24 protein-coding genes, 1 tRNA gene and 1 other RNA gene are annotated in these 26,981 nt (G+C 71.7%); 7 read left to right on the top strand and 19 right to left on the bottom strand.

Annotated features, from left to right (window positions below; translation table 11 throughout):
* Window positions 1-84: 84 nt before the first annotated feature.
* The 4 genes from DQE82_RS03035 to DQE82_RS03050 all read right to left on the bottom strand — a co-directional run bounded on the left by DQE82_RS03035 (window position 85) and on the right by DQE82_RS03050 (window position 6,045).
* On the bottom strand, window positions 85-660 hold the full coding sequence (locus tag DQE82_RS03035) for a hypothetical protein (RefSeq protein ID WP_113971950.1): 576 nt from the start codon (window positions 658-660) through the stop codon (window positions 85-87).
* Window positions 661-1,578: 918 nt separating this feature from the next.
* Window positions 1,579-3,534 carry a VWA domain-containing protein gene (locus tag DQE82_RS03040; RefSeq protein ID WP_113971951.1) on the bottom strand — a complete coding sequence of 652 codons (1,956 nt, stop codon included), beginning with the start codon at window positions 3,532-3,534 and terminating at the stop codon, window positions 1,579-1,581.
* A gap of 2 nt (window positions 3,535-3,536) precedes the next feature.
* Window positions 3,537-5,018 (bottom strand): magnesium chelatase, encoded by a 1,482-nt coding sequence (locus tag DQE82_RS03045; RefSeq protein ID WP_113971952.1) that lies wholly within the window; start codon window positions 5,016-5,018, stop codon window positions 3,537-3,539.
* A 58-nt stretch (window positions 5,019-5,076) separates the two neighbouring features.
* Complete coding sequence (locus DQE82_RS03050; protein WP_113971953.1) at window positions 5,077-6,045, bottom strand: aldo/keto reductase; 969 nt, start codon at window positions 6,043-6,045, stop codon at window positions 5,077-5,079.
* A 57-nt stretch (window positions 6,046-6,102) separates the two neighbouring features.
* On the opposite strand from DQE82_RS03050, the gene mgrA reads away from it, so the two are divergent.
* A complete protein-coding gene (gene mgrA, locus DQE82_RS03055) occupies window positions 6,103-7,092 on the top strand; it encodes an L-glyceraldehyde 3-phosphate reductase (protein WP_113971954.1) in 990 nt (329 codons plus the stop codon).
* 1 nt (window position 7,093) lies between these two features.
* Here the strand turns inward: mgrA and DQE82_RS03060 are convergent, their stop codons facing one another.
* Window positions 7,094-7,999 (bottom strand): lytic polysaccharide monooxygenase, encoded by a 906-nt coding sequence (locus tag DQE82_RS03060; RefSeq protein WP_113971955.1) that lies wholly within the window; start codon window positions 7,997-7,999, stop codon window positions 7,094-7,096.
* 155 nt (window positions 8,000-8,154) lie between these two features.
* Here DQE82_RS03060 and DQE82_RS03065 point away from each other — a divergent pair, with 155 nt between their 5' ends.
* On the top strand, window positions 8,155-10,563 hold the full coding sequence (locus tag DQE82_RS03065; protein WP_113972353.1) for a DUF4153 domain-containing protein: 2,409 nt from the start codon (window positions 8,155-8,157) through the stop codon (window positions 10,561-10,563).
* A gap of 35 nt (window positions 10,564-10,598) precedes the next feature.
* Here the strand turns inward: DQE82_RS03065 and DQE82_RS03070 are convergent, their stop codons facing one another.
* Both DQE82_RS03070 and DQE82_RS03075 read right to left on the bottom strand, forming a co-directional pair.
* Window positions 10,599-10,940, bottom strand: coding sequence for a VOC family protein (locus DQE82_RS03070; protein WP_113971956.1), 342 nt, complete (start codon window positions 10,938-10,940; stop codon window positions 10,599-10,601).
* Window positions 10,937-11,881 carry an AraC family transcriptional regulator gene (locus DQE82_RS03075; protein ID WP_113971957.1) on the bottom strand — a complete coding sequence of 315 codons (945 nt, stop codon included), beginning with the start codon at window positions 11,879-11,881 and terminating at the stop codon, window positions 10,937-10,939. The genes DQE82_RS03070 and DQE82_RS03075 overlap by 4 nt, the downstream gene beginning before the upstream one ends.
* 71 nt (window positions 11,882-11,952) lie before the next feature.
* Between DQE82_RS03075 and DQE82_RS03080 the strand changes: the two genes are divergently transcribed.
* Window positions 11,953-12,441 carry a DUF1772 domain-containing protein gene (locus DQE82_RS03080; RefSeq protein ID WP_199495921.1) on the top strand — a complete coding sequence of 163 codons (489 nt, stop codon included), beginning with the start codon at window positions 11,953-11,955 and terminating at the stop codon, window positions 12,439-12,441.
* A gap of 4 nt (window positions 12,442-12,445) precedes the next feature.
* Here the strand turns inward: DQE82_RS03080 and DQE82_RS03085 are convergent, their stop codons facing one another.
* Window positions 12,446-12,925, bottom strand: a complete 480-nt coding sequence (locus DQE82_RS03085; RefSeq protein ID WP_064447769.1) for a GNAT family N-acetyltransferase — start codon at window positions 12,923-12,925, stop codon at window positions 12,446-12,448.
* Between the two features lie 426 nt (window positions 12,926-13,351).
* Here DQE82_RS03085 and DQE82_RS03090 point away from each other — a divergent pair, with 426 nt between their 5' ends.
* Window positions 13,352-14,266, top strand: coding sequence for a DNA-processing protein DprA (locus DQE82_RS03090; protein ID WP_043326361.1), 915 nt, complete (start codon window positions 13,352-13,354; stop codon window positions 14,264-14,266).
* A 274-nt stretch (window positions 14,267-14,540) separates the two neighbouring features.
* Window positions 14,541-15,002, top strand: coding sequence for a hypothetical protein (locus DQE82_RS03095; protein WP_223201227.1), 462 nt, complete (start codon window positions 14,541-14,543; stop codon window positions 15,000-15,002).
* A 438-nt stretch (window positions 15,003-15,440) separates the two neighbouring features.
* Here DQE82_RS03095 and DQE82_RS03100 read toward each other — a convergent pair.
* Both DQE82_RS03100 and DQE82_RS03105 read right to left on the bottom strand, forming a co-directional pair.
* A tRNA-Ala gene (locus DQE82_RS03100) sits at window positions 15,441-15,513 on the bottom strand.
* A 90-nt stretch (window positions 15,514-15,603) separates the two neighbouring features.
* Window positions 15,604-16,194 carry a YqgE/AlgH family protein gene (locus DQE82_RS03105; RefSeq protein ID WP_043330624.1) on the bottom strand — a complete coding sequence of 197 codons (591 nt, stop codon included), beginning with the start codon at window positions 16,192-16,194 and terminating at the stop codon, window positions 15,604-15,606.
* 148 nt (window positions 16,195-16,342) lie between these two features.
* Here DQE82_RS03105 and DQE82_RS03110 point away from each other — a divergent pair, with 148 nt between their 5' ends.
* Both DQE82_RS03110 and mdlC read left to right on the top strand, forming a co-directional pair.
* Window positions 16,343-17,143, top strand: a complete 801-nt coding sequence (locus DQE82_RS03110; RefSeq protein WP_064447741.1) for an S-methyl-5'-thioadenosine phosphorylase — start codon at window positions 16,343-16,345, stop codon at window positions 17,141-17,143.
* 109 nt (window positions 17,144-17,252) lie between these two features.
* Entirely contained in the window at window positions 17,253-18,845 is a 1,593-nt protein-coding gene (gene mdlC, locus DQE82_RS03115) for a benzoylformate decarboxylase (RefSeq protein ID WP_113971959.1), read from the top strand.
* Window positions 18,846-18,848: 3 nt separating this feature from the next.
* Here the strand turns inward: mdlC and DQE82_RS03120 are convergent, their stop codons facing one another.
* From DQE82_RS03120 to pruA, 9 genes are all read right to left on the bottom strand, one after another.
* Window positions 18,849-19,793 (bottom strand): hypothetical protein, encoded by a 945-nt coding sequence (locus tag DQE82_RS03120; RefSeq protein ID WP_113971960.1) that lies wholly within the window; start codon window positions 19,791-19,793, stop codon window positions 18,849-18,851.
* A gap of 37 nt (window positions 19,794-19,830) precedes the next feature.
* Window positions 19,831-20,253, bottom strand: coding sequence for a hypothetical protein (locus DQE82_RS03125; protein ID WP_043326371.1), 423 nt, complete (start codon window positions 20,251-20,253; stop codon window positions 19,831-19,833).
* 175 nt (window positions 20,254-20,428) lie between these two features.
* Window positions 20,429-20,804: a transfer-messenger RNA gene (gene ssrA, locus DQE82_RS03130) on the bottom strand.
* A 103-nt stretch (window positions 20,805-20,907) separates the two neighbouring features.
* A complete protein-coding gene (gene smpB, locus DQE82_RS03135) occupies window positions 20,908-21,387 on the bottom strand; it encodes an SsrA-binding protein SmpB (protein ID WP_030501421.1) in 480 nt (159 codons plus the stop codon).
* Window positions 21,388-21,518: 131 nt separating this feature from the next.
* Window positions 21,519-22,394: a permease-like cell division protein FtsX gene (gene ftsX, locus DQE82_RS03140; RefSeq protein WP_030501420.1), complete on the bottom strand. Its 876-nt coding sequence runs from the start codon at window positions 22,392-22,394 to the stop codon at window positions 21,519-21,521.
* Window positions 22,395-22,459: 65 nt separating this feature from the next.
* Window positions 22,460-23,140, bottom strand: coding sequence for a cell division ATP-binding protein FtsE (gene ftsE, locus DQE82_RS03145; RefSeq protein ID WP_013284225.1), 681 nt, complete (start codon window positions 23,138-23,140; stop codon window positions 22,460-22,462).
* A 118-nt stretch (window positions 23,141-23,258) separates the two neighbouring features.
* The gene (gene prfB / locus DQE82_RS03150; RefSeq protein ID WP_043326373.1) at window positions 23,259-24,380 is read right to left on the bottom strand and encodes a peptide chain release factor 2; all 1,122 of its coding nucleotides are present in this window, start codon (window positions 24,378-24,380) and stop codon (window positions 23,259-23,261) included.
* 45 nt (window positions 24,381-24,425) lie between these two features.
* The gene (locus DQE82_RS03155) at window positions 24,426-24,941 is read right to left on the bottom strand and encodes a PadR family transcriptional regulator (protein ID WP_043326375.1); all 516 of its coding nucleotides are present in this window, start codon (window positions 24,939-24,941) and stop codon (window positions 24,426-24,428) included.
* A 134-nt stretch (window positions 24,942-25,075) separates the two neighbouring features.
* Window positions 25,076-26,704 (bottom strand): L-glutamate gamma-semialdehyde dehydrogenase, encoded by a 1,629-nt coding sequence (gene pruA / locus DQE82_RS03160; RefSeq protein ID WP_113972354.1) that lies wholly within the window; start codon window positions 26,702-26,704, stop codon window positions 25,076-25,078.
* Window positions 26,705-26,981: the final 277 nt, after the last annotated feature.

Here is a 26,981-nt window from a genome sequence, read left to right on the forward strand (position 1 = left end):
CTACCGCGCCCGGTTCACCCGGACGGGTCCGGACAGGCGTGAAGGCCGGCACCCCGTTGGTTCGGGGTGCCGCCTTCGTATCTCTTACTTGTTCCAGTGCTCAGCGACGAGGTCGGCGGCCTGCTGCTCCCACTGGGCGTAGTGGTCCGGGTAGGCGGAGACCTGGACGGTCTGGGCGGCCTTGGTCAGCGGCATGTCCTGCCAGCCGTCGACCTGCTTCAGACCCTTCAGGAACGCGGTGGTGGAGTACTCGGGGTCGGTGATCTGCTCGACCGTGCCCCAACCGGAGGAGGGGCGCTGCTGGAACAGGCCCTGCGAGTCGTGGTCGTTACGGTCACCGAGGTGGCCGAGGTTCTCCAGCTTCGACTCCTGCAACGCGGTAGCGATCGACACGACCGCGGCACGCTCGTCCATGCCGGCCTTCTTCGTCGCCGCGATGATCGCCTTCACGTTCTTGGTCTGCTCGTCATTGAGGTCGATGCGGGACTGGGCGCCCTGCACGCCGTGCGGGATCAGCTTGTCACCCTGCACCGTGGCGGTGACCGGCTTGACCGCGTGGGTGGTGTCGGCCGCGTGGGCGGCGACCGGGCCGGCGAACACGCCACCGGTGAAAGCCAGACCAGCAACACCCAGAACGCTCTTACGCAGAATCGTGTTCATGATGGGGGCTCCATTCGGGGGTCGACACACCCCCCGGGGGGACCGGGGGTGCGTGGGCACCGTCAGGCGCTCAAGAAAGTCTCAGGGGATCTCGGCTGCTCGCGGGGCTGGGGGGCCTCTACGCGGCACCGGAAGCATGTCCAACGACCGTCGGCCCGGCATCATTCCCGGGCCAGCTCACGCTGTCGGGGGTGCGGCGCGGGGCTCACGTCGTCGGAACCATGCTCAACGACCAGCCGGGCGGGATGATTCCCCGCGGCTCACGCCGCCGCACGTACTCAACGACCGGCACTGTTCCCACAGCCCGCACCCCCTCGCTCCGGGGGCGCGGCCCTGCTCGATCGTTCACCCGGTTACAACGCCACCGGCCCGCCCACGATTCCACCCCCAAAGTGCCGCCCACCACCCCCGAACCCGACAACCCGCACACCACCGACCAGACTCGCCCAGCCCATCCGGACACCTCGCTCTGCACCCCGGCGATCAAGGAGTTTGCGGCCCTTTCCGGCACCCACAAGGACACAAACCCCTTGATCACCCTCGAAGAAGCCTCCCCGGGCACCCACCACAGGGTTGATCATGAGGTTAGCGGCGACATAACGGACACCAGGTGCCGCCAAGTTCATGATCGACGCGAGCGGGCAGGGCGGTGCGCTGGACGGGGGCGAGAGCGGCCGCGACCGGTCCCGCGATCTTGCAGTTTGCGCCCTCCGAGCACCCGATTTGCCCGGTTTGCGGGGTACCAAAGTGCAAGATCGCGCGCACTCAGGGGGCCTGGGGTCGGGGATCTTGGAGTTGTGGTGCCTCGCGAAAGGTGTCAAGCCGGGCATCCTGGGCGCCACAACTCCAAGATCGACGAGAACATGGGAGAACTGCGGGGAGGCGGGGGACGGGAGCGGGAGGACGAGGGAGCGCGGGTCAGCGGCGGCCGTGGCGGGCTCGTAGGTAGTCGGACACCACGTACTCGCCCAGGTCGTCCAGGTCGGGGGTGAACATCCGGCCACCCGAGCGCCGCGCCACCGCGTCCACGAACCGGCGCAGCCCCGGATCGTCGCCCAGCATGAACAGGTTGAGCGTCGCGCCGTACCGGGTCAGCCGGTCCACCTCCCGGATCGTCGCCGAGATGGTCTCCGGTAGCGGCGGCCAGTGGAAGTACGCCTCGCCGTCCTCCGGGTCCAGGTGCGCGGTCGGCTCGCCGTCGGTGACCACGAGCACCACCGGCTCGGCACCAGGGTGGCGGCGCAGGTGCCGGCCGGCTAGCCGCAGCGCGTGCTGGAGGTTGGTTCCCTGCTGCATGTCCGGCTCCACCGCCGCCAGTTCCTGCTGGGTCAGCGGCATCGCCTCCCGGCCGAAGCCGACGATCTGCAGCGCGTCCTGCGGGAACCGGGTGGCCATCAGGTGCGACAGGGCCAGCGCGGTCTGTTTCATCGGGCCCCAGCGCCCCTGCGAGATCATCGAGTACGACAGGTCGACGCAGAGCACCACGGCCGCCGACGCCCGCCGTTCGGTCTCCACCACCTCGAAGTCCTCGACCGCGAGCGGCACCGGCACTCCGGGGCCGGCCCGGCGTACCGCGCGGGTGAGTGTGCGCACCACGTCCAGCGGCTGCTCGTCGCCGTACTCCCAGGGGCGGGACGCCCCGCTCACCTCGCCGGCCGCGCCCGCGGTGCGCAGGTCGTGCTGGCCGCGCGGGCCGGCGGTCAGGTCGGAGAAGACGCGCCGCAGCGCGGTGCTCGCGAGCCGGCGCAGCGCCTTCGGGCTGAGCGTCAGCCCTTCCGCGTCGCGGGTGACCCAGCCCTGGCGGCGCAGTTCGCGTTCCAGTTCCTGCAACCGGCGTACGTCGTCGGCGGCGTCACGGCCCAGCGTGCGGGCGACCGCCTCCACGTCGACGTCGTCGAGCGTGGCGCCGGGCTGGTCCTGGTCGAGGGAGTCCAGCAGCTCGTCGAGTTCGGCGATCTCGTCGAGCGCGCCGGTGGCCTCGCCGTAGCCGAGCGGCTGGTCGCCGCGTACGCGCTCGCCGCGCTGCCAGTTCAGGTCCGGCCGCAGCGACCGCAGGTGCGCGTCGAGCTGGGACAACTCACCGGCGAGCCGGTCGCCGAGCGACTGGCGCATCAGTCCGGCCAGTTCCTCGCGCTGCCGGTCGGACAGCGACCGCATCAGTCGCTCACCTGCAGCCGCCCGCCGGGCCAGCACGTCGATCAGCTCGTCGACGTTCCTGGGCCGTTCCGGGAAGAACTCCCCGTGCCGCCCCATGAACTCGGCGAACGCGTCGGTGGTGTCCTCCGAGCGGGCGTGCCGGGCGAGCAGGTCGTTGAGGTCGCGCATCATCTCGGCGAGCTGCCGCTGGGCGGCCGGGTCGGCGGCGGCCCGCGCCGCGTCGCGCAGCCCGGCGAAGCGCTGCTCCAGCACGTCGCCACGCAACCCGTCGAGGATGCGCTGGTAGGTCTGCCGGGCCTCGGCGCTGGCCCAGTCGTACCCGGAAAGCTCCGACACCGCGCGGGCGGTGGAGCGGGGCAGGTTGTCGAGCACGGCCTCGGCGAACCGGGCGTCGTCGCCGTCGCGGCCGCGCAGCTCGTCGCGTTCGGCGGCGAGCGCCTGGTCGAGCAGCGCGCGGGCCCGGGTTACGGCGCCGTCCAGGTCGCCGCGGCGCAGCGCCTCCCGGCGCAGGCGGCGGGCGCGGGCGGCCAGGTCGTCCAGGCCGCCCCGCCCCTGCGGGCCGCGCCGCAGCAGCTCGCGCAGCGACTCGCGCAGGCTGCCGCCGGCGAGCACGTCCGAGCCGACCGCGTCCACCGCGGCGCGCACGTCGTACGGCGGGGCGAGCGGGTCGGGTCCGCCGCGCCACTGCCCGTACCGGAAGCGGTTGCCGCCGGCCATTGTCAGTCCCGGTCCCCGTAGACGGTGCGCCCGGAGTCGGTGACGTCCTTGCCGAGCCGGCGGGTCAGGTGCAGCCCTTCCAGCACGAACTCGATGCCGGCGGCGGCCTCCTCCGGGCTGGGCGCGTCGCCGAGCCCGAGCCGGTCGAGCACCTTGGCCAGCCCCGGTACGGTGCCGACCTGGCGCAGCAGCTCGGCCGAGGAGACCAGTTCCCCGGTCTCCACGGCGCCGCCCTCGGCGACGATCGCGGTGAAGCCGGACAGGTCGAGCCCGGCCAGGCGGGCGCGGAACGTCTCGGCGGTGGCGGTACGCAGCAGGTGCGCGAGCACCTCGATCTCGCGTCCCTCCTCGCCGCTCTCGAACTCGACCTTGCCGCGCAGCGTGGAGGTGACCGACACGGTGTCGCCGATCCGGGCCACCGGCGCCTCCGGCCGGGGCGCCGACCCGGCCCCGCCACCCGAGGCAGCAGAGGCACCGGCCAGCAGACCGGAACGACGCAACGCGGCGGCGGCCACCGTCTCCGCGGCGGCGATGGCGAACCGGGCGGACACACCGGAGCGCGGGTCCACCGACGGGGACTCCCGCACGTCGCGGGCGAACCGGGCCAGCACCTCCAGCACGTGTTCCGGCACGACGGCGACCAGGTCGGCCTCCTGCCGGATCAGCGACAGCTCCAGGTCGAGGTCGAGGGGGTAGTGGGTACGGATCTCCGCGCCGAACCGGTCCTTGAGCGGCGTGATGATCCGGCCCCGGTTGGTGTAGTCCTCCGGGTTGGCGCTGGCCACCAGCAGCAGGTCCAGTGGCAGCCGCAGCTGGTAGCCACGGACCTGGATGTCGCGCTCCTCCAGCACGTTGAGCAGCGCCACCTGGATGCGTTCGGCCAGGTCGGGCAGCTCGTTGACGGCGAAGACGCCCCGGTTGGTGCGCGGTACGAGCCCGAAGTGGATGGTCTCCGGGTCGCCGAGCGTGCGCCCCTGGGCGAGCCGGATCGGGTCGACGTCGCCGATCAGGTCGCCGACGCTGGTGTCCGGCGTGGCGAGCTTCTCGCCGTACCGCATCGAGCGGTGCAGCCAGCCGATCGGCAGGTCGTCGCCGGCCGAGTCGACCAGTGCCCGGGAGGCGGGGGTGATCGGGTGCATCGGGTGCTCGTTGAGCACCGAGCCGGGAATCACCGGGGTCCACTCGTCCAGCAGCGCGCCGAGCGAGCGGATCAGCCGGGTCTTGCCCTGCCCGCGTTCGCCGAGCAGCACCATGTCGTGCCCGGCGAGCAGCGCGCGCTCTACCTCGGGCAGCACCGTGTCCTCGTAGCCCACGATGCCGGGGAAGCGGTCCTCGCCGGAGCCCATCCGGGCGAGGAGGTTGTCTCGGAGTTCCTGCTTGACCGTGCGGTACTGGTGGCCGGCCGCGCGCAACGCGCCGAGCGTGCTCGGCAGCTCGGCGGGCGGGACCGGGGGAACCTGGTTGGGAGCGGTCACCCGATCCACGCTAGCGCGCTCCGGTGACCGGCGGCGCCCGTCGCCACTGACGCCGCCGGAGCGCCGCTCACCTCCCGAGGCGGGCGCGGACCATCCGGGGCACCGCGGCCAGGCCGGTGACCGGGCGGAACGCGTGCGCGGCGGCGACCAGCGCGGCGTACTCGTCGTCGGTCAGGTCGATCTCGGCGGCGGCCGCGTTGCGTTCCATCTGCTCGACCCCGGACGCGCCGGGGATGGCCACCACGTTCGGGTGCCGCAGCACGTACGCGAGCGCGATCTGGCTCGGCGTGGCGTCGTGCGCGTCGGCGACCTCGCGCAGCGTGGCGATCAGCGCGGTGCCGCGTTCCAGGTTCTCCGGCAGGAAGTACGGGTTGGCCCGGCGTACCGCCCCGGCGGGCGGGTTCGTGGCGTCGTAGCGGCCGGAGAGGAAACCCTGCGCCAGCGGGGAGTACGCGATGACGATCCGGCCGGCCTGCTCCGCGTACGGGATGAGGTCTTCCTCGGGGCCGCGGTCGATCATGCTGTAGCGGACCTGGTTGCTCAGCACCCGGCGGCCCAGCGCGGCCTCGGCGAACCGCCACCGGCGCAGGCCGTAGTTGCTGACGCCGACCTCGCCGACCAGTCCGACGTCCTGCAGCGAGCGCATGCCGCGCATGGTGGTGGTGTCGGCGACCACCGGGTTGGCCTGGTGCACCTGGTAGAGGTCGATGCCGTCGACGCCGAGCCGGGCGGCGGAGGCGACGGCGCGCTGCTGCACGACGGGGGCGACCGGCAGCAGCGGGAAGATCTTGCTGGCGACGACGACCTTGCTCCGGTCGTCGCCCAGCGCCGCGCCGAGGATGCGCTCGCTGCGGCCGAAGCCGTACAGCTCGGCGGTGTCGAACAGGGTGACGCCCAGGTCGAGCGCCCGCCGGACGATCTCGGCGGCGCGGCGCTCGTAGTCGGGGCCGTAGCCCCACTCCTTGGAGCCGAACTGCCAGGTGCCGAGGCCGATCTTGGAGATGGGCTTGGGGGTGTCGAGCTGCACGTAACGCATGTGGCCGAACGTACCCGCGCCGCTGCGGCCGCACTCCGCTGCGGACAGAATGGCCCCGTGACATACCTCGCCAGCGACGACCGTTACCACGAGATGATCTACCGGCGCAGCGGCCGGAGCGGGCTGAAGCTCCCCGTCATCTCCCTCGGCCTGTGGCACAACTTCGGACCGGACCGGCCCTTCGAGCGGCAGCGCGACATCGTCCGCCGCGCCTTCGACCTCGGCATCACCCACTTCGACCTGGCCAACAACTACGGCCCGCCGCCCGGTTCGGCGGAGGAGAACTTCGGCCGGCTGCTCGCAGGCGACCTGAAGCCGTACCGGGACGAGCTGGTGATCTCCAGCAAGGCCGGGTACCTGATGTGGCCCGGCCCGTACGGCGAGTGGGGCTCGCGCAAGTACCTGATCTCGTCGCTGGACCAGTCGCTGCGCCGCCTCGGGCTGGACTACGTCGACATCTTCTACTCGCACCGCTTCGACCCGGAGACCCCGCTGGAGGAGACGATGGGCGCGCTCGACGCGATCGTCCGCTCCGGCAAGGCGCTCTACGTGGGCATCTCCAACTACGACTCGGAGCAGACCGAGCGCGCCGCCGAGATCCTGCGCGACCTGGGCACGCCGCTGCTGATCAACCAGCCGTCGTACTCGATGATGAACCGCTGGACGGAGAGCGACGGCCTGCTGGACACGCTGGAGGGCGTCGGCGCCGGCTGCATCGCGTACAGCCCGCTCGCCCAGGGCCTGCTCACCGACCGTTACCTCACCGGCATCCCGGCCGACTCCCGGGTACGCACGAGCGTCTTCCTCAACGAGAGCGACCTCGACGAGGAGACGATGGCGACGGTCCGGGGGCTCGCCGCGGTGGCCGAGCGGCGCGGTCAGACGCTCGCGCAGCTCGCCCTCGCCTGGGCGCTGCGCGACCCGCGCATGACCAGCCTCATCATCGGCGCGAGCAGCGTGGCGCAGCTGGAGGGCAACGTGGCCGCGCTGGACAACCTCGACCTCGCCGGTGAGGACCTGGCCGAGATCGAGCGCCTGCTCGGCTGACTCACCAGACGCGGCGCCGCCCGGCGCGGTGGTTGCGGACACCGCACGGCCGTCCGGGCGGAGGGCCGCCGGCCCGGCTCAGCCGCCGTCCGACCACCGCCGCGGCGAGCAGCGCGACGACGAGCGCCGCCGCGCCGAGCACGAGCGGCCGGGACAGCGGTCCGCCGTCGGTCACCGTCGCCACCGGCACCGCCGGCTCGTCGTCGGTCGCCGCCCCGGCGAGGGTACGCGGAGGCGACGCGCTCGCCTCCGGCGCTGCCGGTGTCGCGTCCGGCTCACCGCGTGCCGCCCGGAAGATCACGTCCGAACAGGAGTAGTAGGTGTCCTGGGTGTCCGAGTTCTGCCAGATGACGTAGACGATGTGCCGGCCGGTGCGGTCGGCCGGCAGCCGCCCCCGCATCTCGTACGCGCCGGAGCGGATCGGCGGGTCGGTGACCTGAAGGAACGGCTTCTTCTCCAGGTCCGCCCAGGTCAGCCGCCGCTGCGGCGAGTACGAGCCGGTGGTGACGTAGAACCGGAACGTGCCCTGGTGCGGGATGGTGGTGCGGTAGCGGAACGTGTGCCGGGCGCCGGCGGTGAGCGTGGTGGCCGGCCAGTCCGCGCGCGGCAGGTCCAGCCCCCGGTACGCGGACAGCCCGCCGCTGCACAGTTCCCCGTCCGGAATGCGTTCCCGGTCCCGCCCGTCGACGCGGGCGACCCGGATGTTGTCCCACTCGCGTACCGCCGCTCCGGCGGCGATCGCGGCCCGGCACGCGGGCGTCCGCGCCCGGCCACCACCTTCCGGCCCGCACGCGGCGGCCCGGCTCAGCGGGCTGGTCGGCGCACCGTGCGCGCCGGCCGGCGTGGCGGCGAGCGGCACCGTCACGGCGACGGCGGCGAGCGCGACGAGCGCGCGGCGTGCGGCCATGTGATCGACCTCCCGCGCACTGGTACGGCCGCGAGACGTCAAAGGTTCGATCCGCGCCGATCGGCCGGGCCGACGTGACCGAACGGACAGACGGGGCGGCGGGGCGCATGTGGGTGGACCTAGAGTGACGAAACCCTGTGATCGAGGAGCGTCCCTTGCCCGAGCCGGAACCGTCCCCCGAGCCCTCCCGCGCCGCCCCGGCGAACGGGCCTCCCGCGGGCGACGTCCCGCCTTCCCAGCCCTATCTGCTGGTGATGCCCAGCATGGAGGGCGCGCCCCCACCGGTGCCGTGGCCCGGCGCGGAGGGGCAGCCCGGCTGGGCGATTCCGGTCACCGTCCCGCCCGGCACCCAGGGGTACGCGCTGTTCGTCCCGCTGGTGCCGGCGGCCGGCCAGCCGAGCGCGGTGCCTGCCCAGGCGACAGCACCGGCCGTCGAACGCTCCCCGGTGGAGGATGCCGCCCTCTCCCCCACCACCGGCGACGTCGCCAAGACGCCGCCGGCTTCCGCGGGCGCGGGCGTGTCCCCGGCCGGGGACGGTTCGACGGGGGCGGCTGATCATGGGGAGCCCGCCACCGCACCGGCCGACCGTCCGGCGGAGCCCGTCGCCGCCACGCCGGACGCCGCACCGGCGGCCCGGCCTGCCGCCACCCGAGCCGACGGAACCCCTTCGGCTGCCGAGGACGCCGCATCGGCGGGTCCGTCCACCTCGGGCGCCGGCACGACGGCTCCGGCCACCGGTTCGCCTGCCACCCCGGGTTCGTCCCCGTCGGATGAGCCGAACCCGCAAGCCGGCTCCGGCACACTGGCCAGTTCGGGCGCACCGGGTGCGCACCCGCAGGCCGGTTCCGGCGCGCCCGGCACGCCGCACACTTCCGGCCGGCCCGGGACCCCGAGCACGCCGCCGATCCCCGGCGCGTCGCCCGCGCCGGTCACACCGCACGCTCCGGGGATGCCGCAGCCTCCCGGTCGGCCGGTGGGCGCGCCGCCGTACCCCGGTGTCGGGTGGACCGGCCACCCGCAGGCGCCGGTCTGGACGCCGCGACCGCCGACGCCGCGGACCTCGTTCCTCGGCGCGCGGTGGCCCGGCCCGAAGGCGGCGACCGGCCGGGCCGTGCCGCTCGCGGTGCTGGCCGGCGCGGTCGGCGGCGCGGTCTTCGTGCCGCTGGGCCGGGTCGGCGTCGGCTGGTTCCTGGGGTGGCTCACGCTCACTGTCGCGGTGGTGCTGGCGATCCGGTCGAAGACCGCTGACCTGCCGCGCGCCGACCGGCTCATCCGGGCCGGGTGGGCGGCGGCCGCGCTGGCGCTGATGGCCGTGCCGGCGTTCCGCAACGCCTGGTGGCTCGTGACGTTCTGCGTGCTCGGCGCGCTGGGCTGCGCCACCCTCGCGATCGTCGGCGGACGGTTGGTGCGATCGATCCTGTTCGGCCTGGTCGCCACGCCGTTCGCGGCGCTACGCGGCCTGCCCTGGGTACGCCGGCACGTCACCGCCTCGGCGTCGGCGGCGACGGTGAGCAAGGTGACCGTCTCGGTGGTCGCCACGGTCGTGGTGCTCGTGGTCTTCGGCAGTCTGCTCGCCTCCGCCGACGCGGCGTTCTCCGAGGCGCTCGGCTCGCTCGTTCCCGAGACCGACATGGGTTCGGTGTTCAGCTGGGTGTTCCTGGCCGTGGTGGGCGGGCTGATCGCGGTGGCCGCGGTCTACACGCTCGCCGCGCCGCCCGACCTGTCCACCGTGGACAGGTCCGGCGAGCGGCGGATCGGCCTGCTGGAGTGGGCCCCGGCCATCGGCGCGCTCGTCCTGCTGTTCGCCGGGTTCGTGGTGGTGCAGTTCACTGTGCTCTTCGGCGGGCAGCAGCACGTGCAGCGGGTCGCCGGTCTCAGCTACGCCGAGTACGCGCGCAGCGGCTTCTGGCAGTTGCTCTTCGTCACGCTGCTGACGGTGGCGGTGCTCGGTGGCGTGGGCCGCTGGGCGCGCCGGGAGCGGCCGGTCGAGCGCGTCCTGCTGCGTGTGCTGCTCGGGCTGATCAGCGCGCTGAGCGTGGTGATCGTGGCGTCGGCGTTGTCCCGCATGTGGACGTACCAGAAGGTCTACAGCTTCACCGGCGAGCGGATCTTCGTGATGGCGTTCGAGATGCTGCTCGGCACGGTCTTCCTGATGATCATCCTGGCCGGCGTCCGGTTCAAGGGCCGGTGGATTCCCGGCGCCACCGTCGCGCTAGCCGTGACGATGCTGCTCGGCCTGGCGGTGCTCAACCCGGAGGACTACGTCGCCCGCCGCAACACGCTGCGGTACGAGCAGACCGGCAAGATCGACGCCTGGTACCTGCGGGCGCTGTCCGCCGACGCGACGCCGTCGCTGGCCAAGCTTCCCGACCCGGTACGCCGGTGCACGCTGAGCTGGATAGCCGACGACCTCGCCGAGCCCGACCCCTGGTACGCCTGGAACCTCGGTCGGCAGCGCGCCCGCAAGGCACTGGAGGAGGTCGGCCCGCAGGCGGTCGGCGGCCCGAAGGACTGCCGCCGGGCGGACCAGTTCGACCTGCCGAAGACGCGCGGCCCACGCTGACGTCGCCGACCGGGCCGCGGATCGCCGCGGCCCGGTCAGGCGGGGCCGCCGCCGAAGCCGATCTCGTTGCCGTCCGGGTCGTGGAAGATCGCCTTCCGGACGCCGTTGTCGTAGGTCTCCTGCGCAGCCGGCTCCAGCCCTCGGGCGGCGATCGCCGCAAGACGGGAGTCGAAGTCCTCGACGAAGACAGTCTGCATGGCGTGACCGGCGTCCCCGGGCCGCACCTCGATGTAGAGGTAGCGGTGCTCGGCCAGCTCCCACACCGCCTCGTGGTCGTTGGGCAGGAACTGCGGCGGGGCGCCGAGCAGCCGCTCGTACCAGGCCGTCGACACGGCGATGTCATGGATCGGGACGCCGGCGAACAGGTCGACAGTCATCCGGTCAATCTAGCCGCGTCGACGTGCCGACGAGGGCTCACGCCGTACCGGCGTTTGAACGCGGTGCTCAGCGCGAACGAGCTGCCGTAGCCGACCCGGCGGGCCACCGCGCCGACAGTGGCGCCGGGCTCGCGGAGCAGGTCGGCCGCGAGCGCCAGCCGCCAGCCCGTCAGGTACGCCATGGGCGGCTCGCCCACCAGGGCGGTGAACCGCCGGGCCAGCGCCGCCCGCGACAGCCCCACCTCGGCGGCCAGCGACGCCACCGTCCACTGCCGGGCCGGGTCGTGGTGCAGCATCCGCAGCGCGCGGCCGACCACCGGATCCGCGTACGCCCGGTACCAGCCGGGCGCGGCAGCCCCGGGCCGTGCGAACCACTCCCGCAGCGCGGCGATGAGCAGCAGGTCCAGCAGGCGGTCCAGCACCGCATCCTGGCCGGGGTCGTCCTTGACGATCTCGTCGGCCAGCAACGGCACGAGCGGAGAGTCCCAGGACTCACGGCGGACCACCGCCAGCGGCGGCAGCGTGTCGAGCAGCCGCCGCCCGACAGTGCCCCGCACCGGGTACGTGCCGGTGAGCAGCACGGTCCGGCCGTCCGGTCCGTTGCCCCAGGTGCGTACGCCCCACCGCGTCATCGCGAACAGCTCCCGCCCGTCCGGCGTGGTGCAGCGCTGGCCCGGGTGCACTACCACCTGCGGCGCCGTGGCCGGGTCGTCCGCCACCATGTACGGGGCCGGGCCACGCACGATCGCCACGTCACCGCCGGTCAGCCGCGCGGCCTCCCCCTCCTCCGGCACGATCCAGGCGTCCCCCCGCACCACGGCGACCAGCGTGAGCGGCGCCTCGTCCCGGATCAGCATCGACCAGGGCGGGGTGAGGATCGAGCGCAGCAGGAAGGCGCCCCGCGCCCGGGGACCGTCGAGCAGGCCGGAGACGGCGTCCACGGAGACGATTGAACACAGGATCGCGCGTCCTGGCCATGGGCCGTCTCACCGCGCGGCGGTTCGATGAGGACATGCGACTCGTACAACAACTGACGCTGGTCGGCGCCACAGTCGGGGCCGGGCTGATGGCGGGCCTGTTCGCCGCGTTCGCGTACGCGGTGATGCCGGCGCTGCGCGGCGCGGACGACCGCACGTTCGTGGACGCGATGCAGCGCATCAACGTCACCATCGTCAACGGCTGGTTCCTGCTGGCCTTCCTGGGTACGCCGGTGCTGGCCGCGCTCGCGGCGGTGCTGGCGTGGCGCGGGGTGGTCCGGCCGGCGCTGCCGTGGATCGTCGTCGGGCTCGCTCTCTACCTGGTGATGTTCGTCGTCACGGTGGCGGTGAACGTGCCGCTGAACGACGCGCTCGCGGCGGCCGGTTCCGCCGATCTCGGAGCGGAACGGGAGCGCTTCGAGTCCGCCTGGGTCACCTGGAACGTGGTCCGGGCGGTGGCGAGCACTGCGGGGTTCGGCGCGCTGTGCTGGGCGCTGGTGCTCGCGGGCCGGGCGGCCGGTTGAGCCGCTACGCCTTGTCCTCGATCAGCGGCAGGTAGCTCTCCGGCAGCCAGCGGACGACCACCTTCGGGTAGAGCGTCCCGCCGAGCCGCCGGTAGAACCGCTGTGCCGCCTCGTTCTCCGGCTTCACCTCCCAGCGGATGACCAGCCGCTCGGCGGCGGCCCGCTCGGCCAGCGCGGTCATCAGCCGCCGGCCCACGCCACCGTCGCGGGCCTCGGCGCGGACGAACAGATCGTCGAGCGCGAGGATGTCCTCACCGCTCCACATGTGCAGCCGCCGCTGCGCGGAGACGTAGCCGAGCGTCTCACCGTCCCGCTCGGCAAGCAGGACCGTCACGTCGGCGCGGCCGAGCACCTCGCGCCACCGGTCGGGGGTCGCGCCGACGTGCTCGCTCTCCCCCTCGTGGGCCGCGATCTCCCGGACCAGGGCGTCCACCACGGCCGCGTCGTCCGGACCGGCCTGGCGGATGCGGATGGCGTCGTTCACGGTGCTCTCCCTCACGGTCGGATCACGGGCGGACGCTCATGATCATCCCCCGGAGCCACCACCTGATGATCCTGCTTTCGGGCCGTCCTCGATGACGGCATCGGCCGGTACGGCGCATCTACCGATGACGGCTCCCGTTCGGCCCGCGCTGTTCCCGCCGGTCGTTCAACACGGCGGCGCTCTTGCCAGGCAAGGAAGGCGTGCCGTCCGATCGAGCGCGGCGGTGTTGCGCCGCCGCCGAACCCCAGCCTTCGCTCACCTGGACAGCAAGGGGAAGCAGGATCGGTCGCCCAGTGTCGGTCCGCTCTTGATTCCAGCCAGAATCGAACATACGTTCTAGCGATGACGTCCGCCGGGGGTTCTCGTCATCAACACAGGCCAGGATGGCTGAGCCAGGAACGCAGCCCAGGGCCTACGATCGTGCCCATGGACACGGCGACGATCGAGCGGGCCTCCCTGGTCGCGCTACTTCGCCGGCCTCGCGCGCGCTGGTCGGAGATCGCTCTCGACATCCAGGAAAACGGCAGCGCCAGGGCAGTCCTGGACCGTACGGTCGGCCACTCCGACACGCTCTTTCCGGACGGGAATTCAACCACCGAGCTGATCAGCGCTGCCGTCGCCGAGATCACCGGCTGGCAAGCTGATCGAGTCGGCGTCCACGCCTTCTTCGAAGACACCTACCCTGCACAGCTGCGCGGCATCCGGGAGATGCCACCGCTCCTGTTCAGCCGAGGTGATCTACGGGTTCACGACCAGGCAGTGGCCGTCGTCGGCAGTCGCAAGGCCAGCGAGGAAGGGCTGCGGATCGCCCGAGCCGTCGCCACCACCCTGGCAGGCCGCGGGGTGACCGTGGTCAGCGGGCTGGCCGCCGGCATCGACACCGCCGCACACTCAGCTGCGCTGGAGGCAGGTGGGCGAACGGTCGCGGTCATCGGCACCGGGATCCGCCGGTACTACCCCTCCGCGAACCAGCGCCTGCAGGACCACATTGCCGAGGTCGGGCTCGTCATCTCCCAGTTCTGGCCGGACGCCCCGCCGAGCAGGCAGAGCTTCCCCATGCGCAACGCCGTCATGAGCGGGTACGCAGTCGCGACGGTCGTTGTCGAGGCGGGTGAGACCAGCGGAGCACGGATCCAGGCCCGGCTCGCCCTCCAGCACGGCCGTCCCGTCGTGCTGACGAGCCAGGTCATGCGGTGCGACTGGGCCAAGACGTTCGCCGAGAACCCGGGCGTCTACGTCGTCCACGGCACCGCGCAGCTGCTGGAAGCCGTCGACGACATCCTCAGCTACCAGCCCACCGACGCCGGCCTGGAGAACTTCCCTGACTTCGCCCTCCGCTGACCAGCGCTGGACCATCATCAGCCGGCACGTCGAGGTCCAGCGCGGCTACCTGCGCAACCCGTTACCGGCACACCCCTGGATCTGCCCGACGTGCCGGGGAGTACGGAACGAGGGCTACTCGCTCTGCTTCCGCTGCCAGTCCCACGTCGCTCGGTCCCAGGGCCTTCTCGCGGACCTCGTACTACCGATCTCCTACTCGCCACGCACCTGGCAACACCACTACAACCTCCGGACGTACAAGGGCACAGCTCCGTCCGAGCAGGCTCGGCGAAGCTTGCTTGCGCTCCTGCTGCTGTTCCTGCATGACCATCTCGCGTGTATAACGTCCAGTACGGGAGCCTCCCCAACGCACGTCATCACCGTCCCGAGCACCCGCAGCCGCACTGGCGCACATCCGCTTGCCGACCTTGTCGGCGACCGGCTCCGGCTGCCCTGGATCAACAGCACGGTCAACCCGAGCTACGGTCCGGAGGATCACGACTTTCACGCCGACTGGTTCAAGCCGTCCCTCCCCACTTCGCTTGCGCCCGTTCATGCGCTGATCCTCGAGGACACCTGGACGACCGGGGCGCGAACACAGTCCCTGGCGCACGCACTGAAGGTCGCCGGTGCCGCCACCGTTGCCGCCGTCATCCTCGGCCGCCACGTGGATCCAAACTTTGCACCGGCCAGGCAATTGCTCAGCGCGATCGCCAGCCCGTTCTTCGATACCACTAGGTGCGCAGCTGAAGACTGATCAAGAACACCTCGGCATCCCGATGCTCCTATGGCGGTCATGATCAAATGAAGCCGCACATCGCTGTGCACATACTCGAGTCGAGGCGCCCGGCGATGCGCGCGCCACGCAGCCGGAGCCCTCGGGGATCTACATGCTGCCCGGCCCGACCGAGCAGGATTTCTCTGATGACGTCAGCAGACACCGTCCGTGCGTCGCCCCACGAACGCATGGTTCGCTCGTCGACCGCAGACATTGGGCGACTGCCAGACTGCCGGCCTGCGGGTAGCGGCAAGGGGGAACAAGAAGGGCGCAGTGCGCCGGTCATGTGGGCAGCAGCCGACAAGGCTCGATTTCTGGATGCAGCACGCAAGGCTCATGAGAAAGCGTGATCACGTTCCAACGAATCAGCGGCCCGGTCGACGATTACTCGACCAGGCCGCTGACCTGCTTCAAGGGTGGAGCCGAGGGGACTCGAACCCCTGACCCCCACACTGCCAGTGTGGTGCGCTACCAGCTGCGCCACGGCCCCTTGCGATCGTCCCCGGTCGCCCGGGCACGGGAAGAACTATACACACGCCGCCCCGCATGGTCATCTCGCGGGGGTCCCCCACCGAGGGGGTCAGTTCAGTGCCACATCCGGCGGGAAGTGGGCCACCGCCGCCATCATGCCGCCCTGCCGGCGCAGCACCATCGGCCAGAGATCATCCGGCCGGTCGACGAAGGCGTCACCGGGCAGCGCGTCGAGCACGAACCAGGAGCCCTCCTCGATCTCGCGCTCGACCTGTCCGGCGCCCCAGCCGGAGTAGCCGGCGAACACCCGGATCCCACCGACCGCCTCGCGCAGCTTCTCCGGGTCGACGGAGAGGTCGATGGTGCCGACCGCGCCGGAGACGCGGTGGAAGCCCTTGACCGGCCGGACGGGGTGCCGCATCCGGGCCAGGCAGATGGCGGAGTCGGGCTGCACCGGGCCACCCTCGAACAGCACGGCCGGGTCGCGGGCCAGGTCGCTCCAGTCGCCGAGCACGTCGGCCACCGAGACCTCGGTGGCGCGGTTCAGCACCACCCCGAGGGCGCCGCCGGGTTCGTGGGCGACGAGCAGCACGACCGTACGGTCGAAGTTCGGATCCTTGAGCCCTGGTGTCGCGACCAGCAGTCGTCCGGTCATCGACTCCATGGCTCGGCCACCGATCGCCTGCCCCTCACTCTGCATGTCCGACACCCGTCAGCCGTGCGCCCGTACGGGCCCGAGGCCGTCGACCGTCCATCCTGTCAACGCCATGTCACGCACCATAGCCTGCGTCCGGCCCGCTGGTTAAGGTCTGACGGCGGGTGATCACGACGGATCGAGGGAGGGTCGGATGGCGGCGCAGGCCGAACTGGCGGTGATCGGCGGGTCGGGTCTCTACGCCCTGCTCGACGGGGTGGAGCACGTGGTGGACACCCCGTACGGCGAGCCGTCGGGCCCGATCACCGTCGCCGAGGTGGGCGGTCGCCGGGTGGCGTTCCTGCCCCGCCACGGGCGTGATCACCGCTACCCGCCGCACCTGATCCCCTACCGGGCGAACCTGTGGGCGCTGCGGTCGCTGGGCGTACGCCAGGTGCTGGCACCCTGCGCGGTGGGCGGCCTGCGGCCGGAGCTGGGTCCGGGCACGTTCGTGGTGCCGGACCAGTTGATCGACCGCACCAGCGGGCGCGTGCAGACGTACTACGACCGGGGCGCGGTGCACGTGTCGTTCGCCGATCCGTACTGCCCGGTGGGACGGCGCACGCTGCTGGACACGGCGGCCGGGCGGGGCGTGCCGGCGGTGGACGGCGGGACCGTCGTGGTGGTCGAGGGTCCGCGCTTCTCGACCCGGGCGGAGTCGCGCTGGTTCGCCTCGATGGGCGGCACGATCGTCAACATGACCGGCCACCCGGAGGCGGTGCTGGCCCGTGAGCTGGCCCTCTGCTACACGTCGATCGCGCTGGTGACGGACCTGGACGCGGGCGTCGAGGCGGGCGAGTCGGTCACCCACGAGGAGGTGTTCCGGGTCTTCGCGGAGAACACCGACCGGCTGCGCGGGCTGCTGCTGGACGCCGTGGCGGCGCTGCCCGCCGAGCGGGAGTGCGGGTGCGGGCACGCGCTGGACGGGATCAAGCTGCCGTTCCCGCTGCCCTGAGCGCGGGAAGCGCCCGAAAAGTCGGCCTCGGCCCGATAGATTCGGCTGGTCGGGGGACCGGGCACCGGGCCGTCTCCGGCATCCGCGTGGAGGACGGAGGCAGCCGGCGATGGCGACGGTGCGGGAGGCGACCTACGACCTGCTGCGCGCGCTCGGGCTGACCACGGTCTTCGGCAACCCGGGCTCGACCGAGGAGCCGTTCCTGCAGGAGTTCCCGGCCGACTTCCACTACGTGCACGCGCTGCAGGAGGCGTCGGCGGTCGCGATGGCCGACGGCTACGCCCAGGGCACCGGCCGGCCCGCGCACGTCAACCTGCACACCGCGCCGGGCACCGGCAACGGCATGGGCAACCTGGTCACCGCCTGGCACAACCGGACGCCGCTGATCGTCAGCGCCGGCCAGCAGACCCGCGAGATGCTGCTGATCGAGCCGCGCCTGGCCAGCCCCCGGGCGGTCGAGCTGGCCCAGCCGTACGTCAAGTGGGCCCACGAGCCGGCCCGCGCGCAGGACATCCCGGCGGCCTTCATGCGGGCGTACGCCTCGGCGGTGCAGCCACCGGCCGGGCCGGTCTTCCTCTCTGTGCCGATGGACGACTGGGACCGCCCGGCCGACCCGCCGCCGCAGGTGCGTACCGTCGCCACCCGGATCGCGCCGGACCCGGACCGGCTGCGGAGCTTCGCCGACGCGCTGGCCGCCGCCCGTGCCCCGGCGCTGGTGCTCGGCGCGGCGGTGGACCGGTCGGACGCCTGGGCGGACGCGGTCGCGCTGGCCGAGCGTCTGGCCGCCCCGGTCTGGGCCGCCCCGGCGCCGGAGCGAGCCGTGTTCCCCGAGCGGCATCCGCACTTCCGGGGCGTGCTGCCGTACGCGATCGGGCCGCTGTCGGAGGCGTTGCGCGGCCACGACGTGGTGCTGGTGGTGGGTGCGCCGGTGTTCCGCTACTACCCGCACGTGCCGGGCGACTACCTGCCCGGCGACGCGCGGCTGCTGCACGTCACAGACGACCCGGACGAGGCGGCCCGCGCCCCGGTCGGGGACAGCCTGCTCGGCGACGCCCGCCTGACCATGGCCGCGCTGTGCGAGCTGCTTCCGGCGACCGACCGTCCCGCGCCGTCACCGCGCCCGCAGCCGGCCCCGCCGGAGCAGGCTGACCCGCCCAGCGCCGACGCGTTGTTCGCCGCGCTGGCCGCCGCGTGGCCGGCGGACGGGGTGCTGGTGCAGGAGTCGCCGTCCAACCTGGCCGCGCTGCGCCGCCGGCTGCCGATCGAGCGGCCGCGCTCGTACCTGACGATGGCCAGCGGCGGGCTCGGCTTCGGGCTGCCGGCGGCGGTCGGCATGGCGCTCGCCGAACGCGACACCGGGCGCGGCCGCCCGGTGGTCGCGGTGGTCGGCGACGGCTCGTTCCACTACTCGGTCCAGGCGTTGTGGACGGCGGCGCGGCTGCGCCTGCCGCTCGCCGTCGTGGTTCCGGTGAACCAGCAGTACGCGATCCTGAAGGCGTTCGCCGAGCTGAAGCACACCCCTGGTGTGCCGGCGCTGGATCTGCCCGGGTTGGACGTGACGGCGGTGGCGCACGGCTACGGCTGCGCCGGTGCGGTGACCACGCTGGACGGGCTCGGCACCGCGCTCGACGCCGCATTGGCCGCGGACCGGCCGACGGTGCTGCCGGTGCCGATCAGCACCGACGTGCCACGGATCCTCTGAGACTCAGCCGGGCTGGACGATCAGCGGGGCGCCGCTGGCGGCGTCCAGCACGGCCCGGCCGCCGAGCGGCGCGTCGAGCGTGACGCTGACCGGCTTCAGCACGAGCTGCGCGGTGCAGACGCCGGTGGAGGCGATCACGGCGCCGCCGATCACCACCACGTCCGGCCGTTCCAGCACGAGCGGGGTGGGCGGGCCGTCGCAGGCGCCGACGCCGAGCACGTAGTCGATCCGGTTGCCCTCGACCGCCCGCAACTGCTGAGCGGACACCAGGCCGGCCGGGAGCGGCCGGGTGGGCACCGCGCCGCCGGGCGCCCGGCCGGTCACGCGCGGCGCGACGGCGATCCGGGCCACGGGTACGGCCAGCTCGTCCACGGTGAACAGCCAGGCGGGCACGTCGGCGCGGCCCCGGCTGGTCCACACCGGCGCGCTGCCCAGCCGTACCTCGGTCACTGTGAGCGGGACGCACGGCGTCGGCGCCGAGGTCGACACCGGGTCGTTCGGGCCGGGCCGTCCGGTCGGTGCCGGGTCCGGCGCGGCCGGGCGCCCGTCGCACGGCGGCGGGTCGCCCTGGCGGAGCTTGGCGTACGCGTCGGCGGCGCTGACCAGCGGCACCCGCAGCGTGCCGTCGGGGAACCGGATCGTGCCGTCCTTTGGCACGGCGGCCGGGATCGGGGTCTGGTCCCGGTACCAGCCCGCTCCGAACGCCACCTTCGTCTCGTCGGTGAAGCCCGGGTCGCCGGTGAGCACAGTGGCGTCCTGGAGCGGCACGTACCCGTCGCGCCAGCCCGGCCCGGGACGCCAGCCGGCGGCGACTTCCTCGGCCCGCTCGGTGAACGCGGGCCGCTGGTCCGGACCGGTGGGCGGCGTCCGGACGGGAGCGGCGCCGGGCGTGGCGCAGGCGGAGAGGGTCAGCAACGAGATCCCGAGCAGGGCGAGCACGCGACGCATACGGGTTGGACGGGTGCCGGCCCGGAACGGTTCCGGCTCAGTCCTCGCCGCCGAGGTCGGCCTGGTACGCCTCCCAGAGCAGGTCGGCACCGTGGCGCCGGTGCCGGTCGAGCGCGCGCAGCAGGTCCACGGTGCGGGCCCGCACCTGGGCGGCGGACGCCCCGGGCAGCCGGACCGTGTGCTGGAGCGCGGCCAGCGCCGCCAGGATCGCGGCGTGCTCGGCGACCAGCAGGCGTACGCCCCGGTGCAGCCGCGGCGCGGCGCGCACCAGGTCGGCGTAGTGGCCTCCCGGCCCTTCGGTGACGCGGACGTGTTCGGTGAAGCCCCGCCGGACCGGGTCGAGGTCGGTGAGCAGGCGCTCCCGCCAGCGCGGACCGCCGGTGGCCCGGGCGAGGGCGCGCAGGTCACCGGGAGCGGTGGGGAGCACGGAGATCGGCTGCTGGATCGGACTGGTGACCATGGGACACCTCCCGCTGCTGGGCGAACCCGTATGGCGATGGTGGACCCGGTACGCGGCGCTGTCCAGCGCTGCGACGCGCCTCATCTGCCGCATTGGCACCATCTGCCCCGGCTGGCTCAGAGGCCTCAGACGACTGTGCGCCCCGGTCCTCGTGGACCGGGGCGCACAGGCCGTGTAGTGGAGGTGCCGGGAATCGAACCCGGGTCCTTCGCCGGTTTGTCAGGGCTTCTCCGAGCGCAGCTCGCTGTGCCTCTACTCGGCCCCACCGCTCACGCGAGCAAGTTGGTGTGACGGGCCCAGTCGCTGATTGATCTCGCCGCACGGACCCCGCGACCGGGTCCGATTGGCCAGCCTTCTAGCTGATGCCGGCTAACTGGGTCGAAGGCGCTCCCAGGCCGACAGACTTGCTACTCGCCTCAGGCGGCGAGAGCGAAGTCAGCGCGATTGTTCTTGGCGCTTATTGGTTTCCGACGACCGATTCTCGAGACGACGTCGGCTTCCTCGGCTCGCTTCCCCTGTCGCTGCGTACGAAGTCGAAACCAGTCACCCCCTCGAAGCGCTGCCCCTGTCGGCAGCACACCAAGCCTAACGCCTGGCGCAACCGGATTCATCCCGAGGCCCGCCCGACGCGGACAGCCGGACGAACCGGACGTATCACTCAGCCATGCCCTTGCCGCGCCGGCCGACCGCCCGGGCGATCTCCTTGGCGGCGTCCCGTTTGGCCAGGTCCTGGCGCTTGTCGTACGACTTCTTACCCCGGGCCAGGCCGATCTCCACCTTGGCCCAGCCGTCGGAGAAGTAGACCTGCAACGGCACCAGCGTCAGGCCGCTCTCCTTGAGCTTGCCCAGCAGCCGGTCGATCTCGATCCGGTTGAGCAGCAGCTTGCGGGTACGCCGGGGCTCGTGGTTGGTCCAGGTGCCCTGGGCGTACTCCGGGATGTGCATGGCGTGCAGGTAGATCTCGCCGTCACGCTCCTGGGCGAACGCGTCGACGAGCGACGCCCGCCCGGCCCGCAGCGACTTCACCTCGGTGCCGGTCAGCGCCATGCCCGCCTCGTACGTGTCGAGGATGGCGTAGTCGTGGCGCGCCTTCTTGTTGGAGGCGACCACCTTGCGACCCTTTTCCCGTGGCATCGGCGCCACCTCCCTCCCGGTCCGTCGCCGGCCACCGGCCGGCGAGCGAAGATCATGCTACCGGAACCACAAGGGCCCTCCCGCGCGGTTTATTCCGCGTGGGAGGGCCCTTGCCGGAGCCGGACGGGTGACTAGACCCGCAGGTAGAAGCGGAGCGTGACCCAGGCGGTGACCGCGCTGACCACGCCACCGACGGCGGCCATCAGCGGGAAGGTCAGGAAGATGTCGGACCAGGAGATCGGGGTGATCAGGCCCTCCAGGGCCGCCATCGAACTGCCGGCCGCGAGCACCTTCACCGCGATCAACGCCAGCAGGCCGAGGATGGAGCCGAACAGACCGGCCACCACCGCCTCCAGCACGAACGGCGCCTGGATGAACCAGTTCGACGCGCCGACCAGCTTCATGACCGCCACTTCACGCCGCTTGCTGTACGCGGCCACCTGGATGGTGTTCGCGACGAGCAGCAGGGCGGCGACGGCCATCACCATAGCGATCGCGAGCGCGCCGTTCTGGAAGCCGCTGAGCACGCCGAAGACCTTGTCGAGCAGCTTGCTCTGGTCGACGATCGTGTCGATGCCCTCGGCGGTCTTGTACTTGTCGTAGATCGCCTTGTACTGCTCGGGGTCGTTGAGCTTCACCCGGTACGACTCGGGAAGCTGGTCCGGCTTGACCGCGCTGACCAGGTCCGGGGCGTCGGCGTACATCTGCTGGAAGCGCTCGTACGCCTGGTCCTTGTTGACGTACGTCGAGTCCTTGACCAGCGGGTCCTGGTCGAGTTGCTGACCCAGCGCGTCGACCTGTTCCTTGGTGGCGTCGGTCTTCAGGAAGATCGAGACCTCGACGTTCTCGTAGTAGAGGTCCTTCATGTCGCCGACCTTCTGGTACAGAAGGCCGCTGCCGCCCAGCATGAACAGCGACACCGCCATTGTGATGATCATGGCGATGGTCATGGTGACGTTGCGCCACAGCCCGACCAGTACTTCGGACAGGACGTACTTCATCCGCATCGGGATATTCCTCCGGCTCTCCGGCGTGAGGGTTCGTCGTCAGGGTCTACGGAACGTCGTACGGCTCAGCCGTAGACGCCGCGGGCCTGGTCGCGCACGATGCGGCCGCTCTCGATCTCGATCACCCGGCGCCGCATCTGGTTCACGATGTTGGAGTCGTGCGTGACCATCACGACGGTCGTGCCGGTGCGGTTGATCCGGTCCAGCAGGCGCATGATCTCGATCGAGGTGTCCGGGTCCAGGTTTCCGGTGGGCTCGTCGGCCAGCAGGATCAGTGGCCGGTTGACGAACGCCCGGGCCACCGCCACACGCTGCTGCTCACCACCGGAGAGCTCGTGCGGGTAGCGGTGCTCCTTGCCACCGAGACCGACCAGCTCCAGCACCTCCGGCACGACCCGGCGGGCGACCGCCTTCGTCTTGCCGATCACCTCCAGCGCGAACGCCACGTTCTCGTACGCGGTGCGGTTCGGCAGCAGCCGGAAGTCCTGGAAGACGCAGCCGATGGAACGCCGGAAGTGTGGTCGCTTCCAGGAACGCATCGACGTCACGTCCTTGCCGTTGACGACGACGCGACCCTTGTTGGGCGTGACCTCGTGCAGCAGCAACTTGATGATGGTGGACTTGCCGGAGCCGGATGGACCGATGAAGAAGACGAACTCGCCCTTCTCGATCGAGACGGACACGTTGTCGAGCGAAGGCCGGGACGCCTTCGGGTACGTCTTCGTCACTTGCTCAAGCTGAATCACGGGTCGGTAGTCTACGCGGTGTAACCGCAGAGCCAAGCCCCCAGGCCCGCCGAAGCGGTGCGCGTCATCGATTTACCCGGTCAGAACGGGATCGATGACGCGCTCAGTCCGAACGTGATCACGCACCGTCAGCGCTGAGCTGCTGCTGCTTCCGCCAGCGGATTCCCGCCTCGATGAAGCTGTCCAGGTCACCGTCGAAGACCGAGGACGGATTGCCCGTCTCCTGTTCGGTACGCAGATCCTTCACCATCTGATACGGGTGCAGGACGTACGAGCGCATCTGGTCGCCCCAGGAGCTGGTGCCGCCGCTCTTCAGGCCGGCCATCTTCTCCTCCTCCTCCTGCCGCTTGCGCTCCAGCAGCCGGGCCTGGAGCACCCGCATCGCGGAGGCCTTGTTCTGCAGCTGGGACTTCTCGTTCTGGCAGGTCACCACGATGCCGGTGGGGATGTGGGTCAGCCGCACCGCCGAGTCGGTGGTGTTGACGCTCTGCCCACCCGGCCCGGACGACCGGTAGACGTCCACCCGGACCTCGTTCTCCGGGATGTCGATGTGGTCGGTCTGCTCGGTGACCGGCAGCACCTCGACGCCGGCGAAGCTGGTCTGCCGGCGGCCCTGGTTGTCGAACGGGCTGATCCGCACCAGCCGGTGCGTGCCGGACTCCACGCTGAGCGTGCCGTAGGCGTACGGCACCTTCACCGTGAAGGTGGCCGACTTCAGGCCCGCCTCCTCGGCGTACGAGGTCTCGTAGACCTCGGTCGGGTAGCCGTGCCGCTCGGCCCAGCGCAGGTACATCCGCAGCAGCATCTCGGCGAAGTCCGCGGCGTCCACGCCGCCGGCCCCGGCCCGGATCGCCACCAGCGCCTCCCGCGAGTCGTACTCGCCGGAGAGCAGCGTGCGGACCTCCATCTCCTGGATGGCCTTGGTCAGCCCGGCGATCTCCGACTCGACCTCGGTCAGCGCGCCCGGGTCGTCCTCCGCCTGGGCCAGCTCCAGCAGCACCCCGGCGTCGTCGAGCCGGGAGCGCAGGTCGCCGAGCTTGGTGATCTCGCCGTTGACGTACGACAGCTGCGACGTCACCTGCTGCGCCTTGGCCTGGTCGTCCCAGAGGTCGGGCGCGGAGGCCTCCTGCTCCAGCCGTGCCTTCTGCTCGCGCAGCTTGTCGAGGTCGAGCACGGCCTCGATGTTGCGCAGCGTGGCGTCGAGTTCCTTGAGCTGTTCGGCGTAATCGGCAGCGGTCACGACAGACAAGACTACTGCGTCGTTCCCTCAACCTGCTGCAGGTGGTCAGCCGACCGGCGCGGTCTTGAGCCAGGACAGCGCCGCCTTGTGGTAGGCGACGGCGAACTCCAGCGCGCTGGCGTCGTAGCTCTCGCCTTCCTTCTTGGCGTTCTTGACCTGCTCCCGCACCGCCGCCAGCGCCTCGGTGTGGTATTCGTTCGCCGTCGCGTAGAGGTTCTTGAGCTGGCTCGCCGAGTGCAGGTTGCCGAACGCCATCCGTAGCGCTATCGGGTTACGGATGGTGTCCTTGCCGGGATTCTCCGCCAGCCAGCGGGAGAATGTCCGTTTACCGGCAGCTGTCAGCGCGTACGGCTGACTCATGCGCGGCCCGGGCTTGCCGAGACGCACCAGACCCTTCTCGGCCAGGACCGGTAGCTCCCGGTAGACCTGACTGCGGGTCATCGACCAGTACGGCGCCAGCCGGCGCTCAGCCGCGGCCATCAACTGGCCGCCAGTCATCGGGCCGTCGTGCAGCAGGCCGAGCAAAGCTGCCGCCGTCGGGTTGACTCCGGAATCCGCCATGCCCTCTAAGCTGCCACTTTGTCGGCTCTGGCGTCCAGGATTTGCCTATTTCGGCACCCGCGGACCGGTCCGATGTGCACTGTCGGATGAGGAAGAGGGCCCGTCCCGGCCGGGACGGGCCCTCTTCGAGCGTCTCAGCCCATGTGCGGGTAGGTGTGATCGGTCGGCGGAACGAACGTCTCCTTGATCGTCCGAGGCGACATCCAGCGGACCAGGTTGTGCCAGGAACCCGCCTTGTCGTTGGTGCCGCTGGCCCGGGCGCCGCCGAACGGCTGCTGCCCGACCACCGCGCCGGTCGGCTTGTCGTTGATGTAGAAGTTGCCGGCCGCGTACCGCATCTTCTCCGCCACCTGGTCGACCACCCGGCGGTCGGTCGCGAAGATCGACCCGGTCAGCGCGTACGGCGCGATCGACTCGGCCTGGGTGACCACCTCGTCGAAGCGGGCGTCGTCGAAGACGTGCACGCCGAGGATCGGCCCGAAGTACTCGGTGGTGAACGTCTCGTGCGCCGCGTCGGAGCACTCGAACAGCGTCGGCCGGACGAAGTAGCCGACCGAGTCGTCGGCGGTGCCGCCGGCCAGGATGCGGCAGGAGTCGTCACCCTTGATCAGCTCCAGCGCGGCGGTGTGCCGGCCGAACGCCTTGTCGTCGATCACCGCGCCGCCGAAGTTGCTGAAGTCGGTCACGTCGCCGTAGGTCAGCGAGTCCGCGGTGGCGGCGAGCCGGTCGCGCAGCCCGCCCTCCCAGATCGACCGTGGGACGTACGCGCGGGAGGCAGCCGAGCACTTCTGCCCCTGGTACTCGTAGGCGCCCCGGATCAGCGCGGTGTGCAGCGCGTCCACGTCGGCGCTGGTGTGCGCGACCACGAAGTCCTTGCCGCCGGTCTCGCCGACCAGGCGGGGGTAACCGCGGTAGCGGGCGATGTTGTCGCCGACGGTCTTCCACAGGTGCTGGAACACCTTGGTCGAGCCGGTGAAGTGGATGCCGGCCAGGTCCGGGTCGGCGAGCACCACCTCGGAGACCTCCTCGCCGCGGCCGGTGACCATGTTGATCACGCCGGGCGGCAGGCCGGCGGCCTCGAACAGGCGCATCGTGAAGTGCGCCGCGAACTGCTGCGTCGGGGACGGCTTCCAGACCACCGTGTTGCCGAGCATGGCCGGCGCGGACGGCAGGTTGCCGGCGATCGCGGTGAAGTTGAACGGGGTGATCGCGTAGACGAAGCCCTCCAGCGGCCGGTGGTCGAGGCGGTTCCAGACCCCGGGCGAGGACAGCGGCTGCTCGGCCAGGAGCCGCCGGGCGAAGTGCACGTTGAAGCGCAGGAAGTCGATCAGCTCGCACGCCGAGTCGATCTCGGCCTGCACGGCGGTCTTGGACTGGCCGAGCATGGTGGCCGCGTTGAGCGTGTCCCGCCAGGGGCCGGCCAGCAGGTCGGCGGCGCGCAGGAAGATCGCGACCCGCTCCTCGAACGGCAGCGCGCGCCACATCGGCGCGGCGTCCTTGGCGGCCTGCACCGCGGCGCGGGCGTCGTCGTGGGTGGCGTGCCCGGTGACGCCGAGAACGTGCGCGTGGTTGTGCGGCTGCACCACGTCGATCGACGCGCCGCCGGCCATCCGCCGCTCGCCGGCGATCGTCATGGGCAGCTCGATCCGCTCGGCGGCCAGTTCGGCCAGCCGCCGCTGGAGCCGTTCCCGGTCGGCGCTGCCGGGCTCGTAGGAGTGGACCGGCTCGTTGAGCGGCTCGGGTACGGAGAACACGGCGTCCATCAACAGGCTCCTGGCGATCTCGACGGCGACGGCGAAACCGGACCCGCGGGCGCCGGCCGGGCGGCCGGACACCGGGGCGCCGCGGGGTGGGCGGCGGCGGGACCTGGCCCGATTCTGTCACGACAAGCCCTCGCCGGACGCGCCTCCCTGGCACACCGTACGGCCGGTTCATCTCCGGACCGTCGGCCCCAACCCGCCCGGATCCGACGAAACATCGGATCGCACCCCAGTTGGTCGACGATTCGTCGGCGCTCACTCGACCTTTGATCCAGCCCAC

Origin of the sequence: Micromonospora sp. LHW51205, assembly GCF_003315815.1 — a bacterium.
GTDB lineage: Bacteria > Actinomycetota > Actinomycetes > Mycobacteriales > Micromonosporaceae > Micromonospora > Micromonospora chalcea.

Bases quoted from the DNA above. Each gene is read 5' to 3' on its own strand.
- pruA (WP_113972354.1), bottom strand. From the start codon at position 26,704: ATGGACGCCGTGTTCTCCGTACCCGAGCCGCTCAACGAGCCGGTCCAC.
- DQE82_RS03105 (WP_043330624.1), bottom strand. From the start codon at position 16,194: ATGCAGAGTGAGGGGCAGGCGATCGGTGGCCGAGCCATGGAGTCGATG.
- ftsX (WP_030501420.1), bottom strand. From the start codon at position 22,394: ATGCGGATGAAGTACGTCCTGTCCGAAGTACTGGTCGGGCTGTGGCGC.
- DQE82_RS03050 (WP_113971953.1), bottom strand. From the start codon at position 6,045: ATGCGTTACGTGCAGCTCGACACCCCCAAGCCCATCTCCAAGATCGGC.
- DQE82_RS03120 (WP_113971960.1), bottom strand. From the start codon at position 19,793: ATGCGTCGCGTGCTCGCCCTGCTCGGGATCTCGTTGCTGACCCTCTCC.
- mdlC (WP_113971959.1), top strand. From the start codon at position 17,253: ATGGCGACGGTGCGGGAGGCGACCTACGACCTGCTGCGCGCGCTCGGG.
- DQE82_RS03040 (WP_113971951.1), bottom strand. From the start codon at position 3,534: ATGGCCGGCGGCAACCGCTTCCGGTACGGGCAGTGGCGCGGCGGACCC.
- DQE82_RS03070 (WP_113971956.1), bottom strand. From the start codon at position 10,940: ATGACTGTCGACCTGTTCGCCGGCGTCCCGATCCATGACATCGCCGTG.
- DQE82_RS03110 (WP_064447741.1), top strand. From the start codon at position 16,343: ATGGCGGCGCAGGCCGAACTGGCGGTGATCGGCGGGTCGGGTCTCTAC.
- DQE82_RS03080 (WP_199495921.1), top strand. From the start codon at position 11,953: ATGCGACTCGTACAACAACTGACGCTGGTCGGCGCCACAGTCGGGGCC.
- smpB (WP_030501421.1), bottom strand. From the start codon at position 21,387: ATGCCACGGGAAAAGGGTCGCAAGGTGGTCGCCTCCAACAAGAAGGCG.
- DQE82_RS03035 (WP_113971950.1), bottom strand. From the start codon at position 660: ATGAACACGATTCTGCGTAAGAGCGTTCTGGGTGTTGCTGGTCTGGCT.
- DQE82_RS03090 (WP_043326361.1), top strand. From the start codon at position 13,352: ATGGACACGGCGACGATCGAGCGGGCCTCCCTGGTCGCGCTACTTCGC.
- DQE82_RS03125 (WP_043326371.1), bottom strand. From the start codon at position 20,253: ATGGTCACCAGTCCGATCCAGCAGCCGATCTCCGTGCTCCCCACCGCT.
- DQE82_RS03155 (WP_043326375.1), bottom strand. From the start codon at position 24,941: ATGGCGGATTCCGGAGTCAACCCGACGGCGGCAGCTTTGCTCGGCCTG.
- DQE82_RS03060 (WP_113971955.1), bottom strand. From the start codon at position 7,999: ATGGCCGCACGCCGCGCGCTCGTCGCGCTCGCCGCCGTCGCCGTGACG.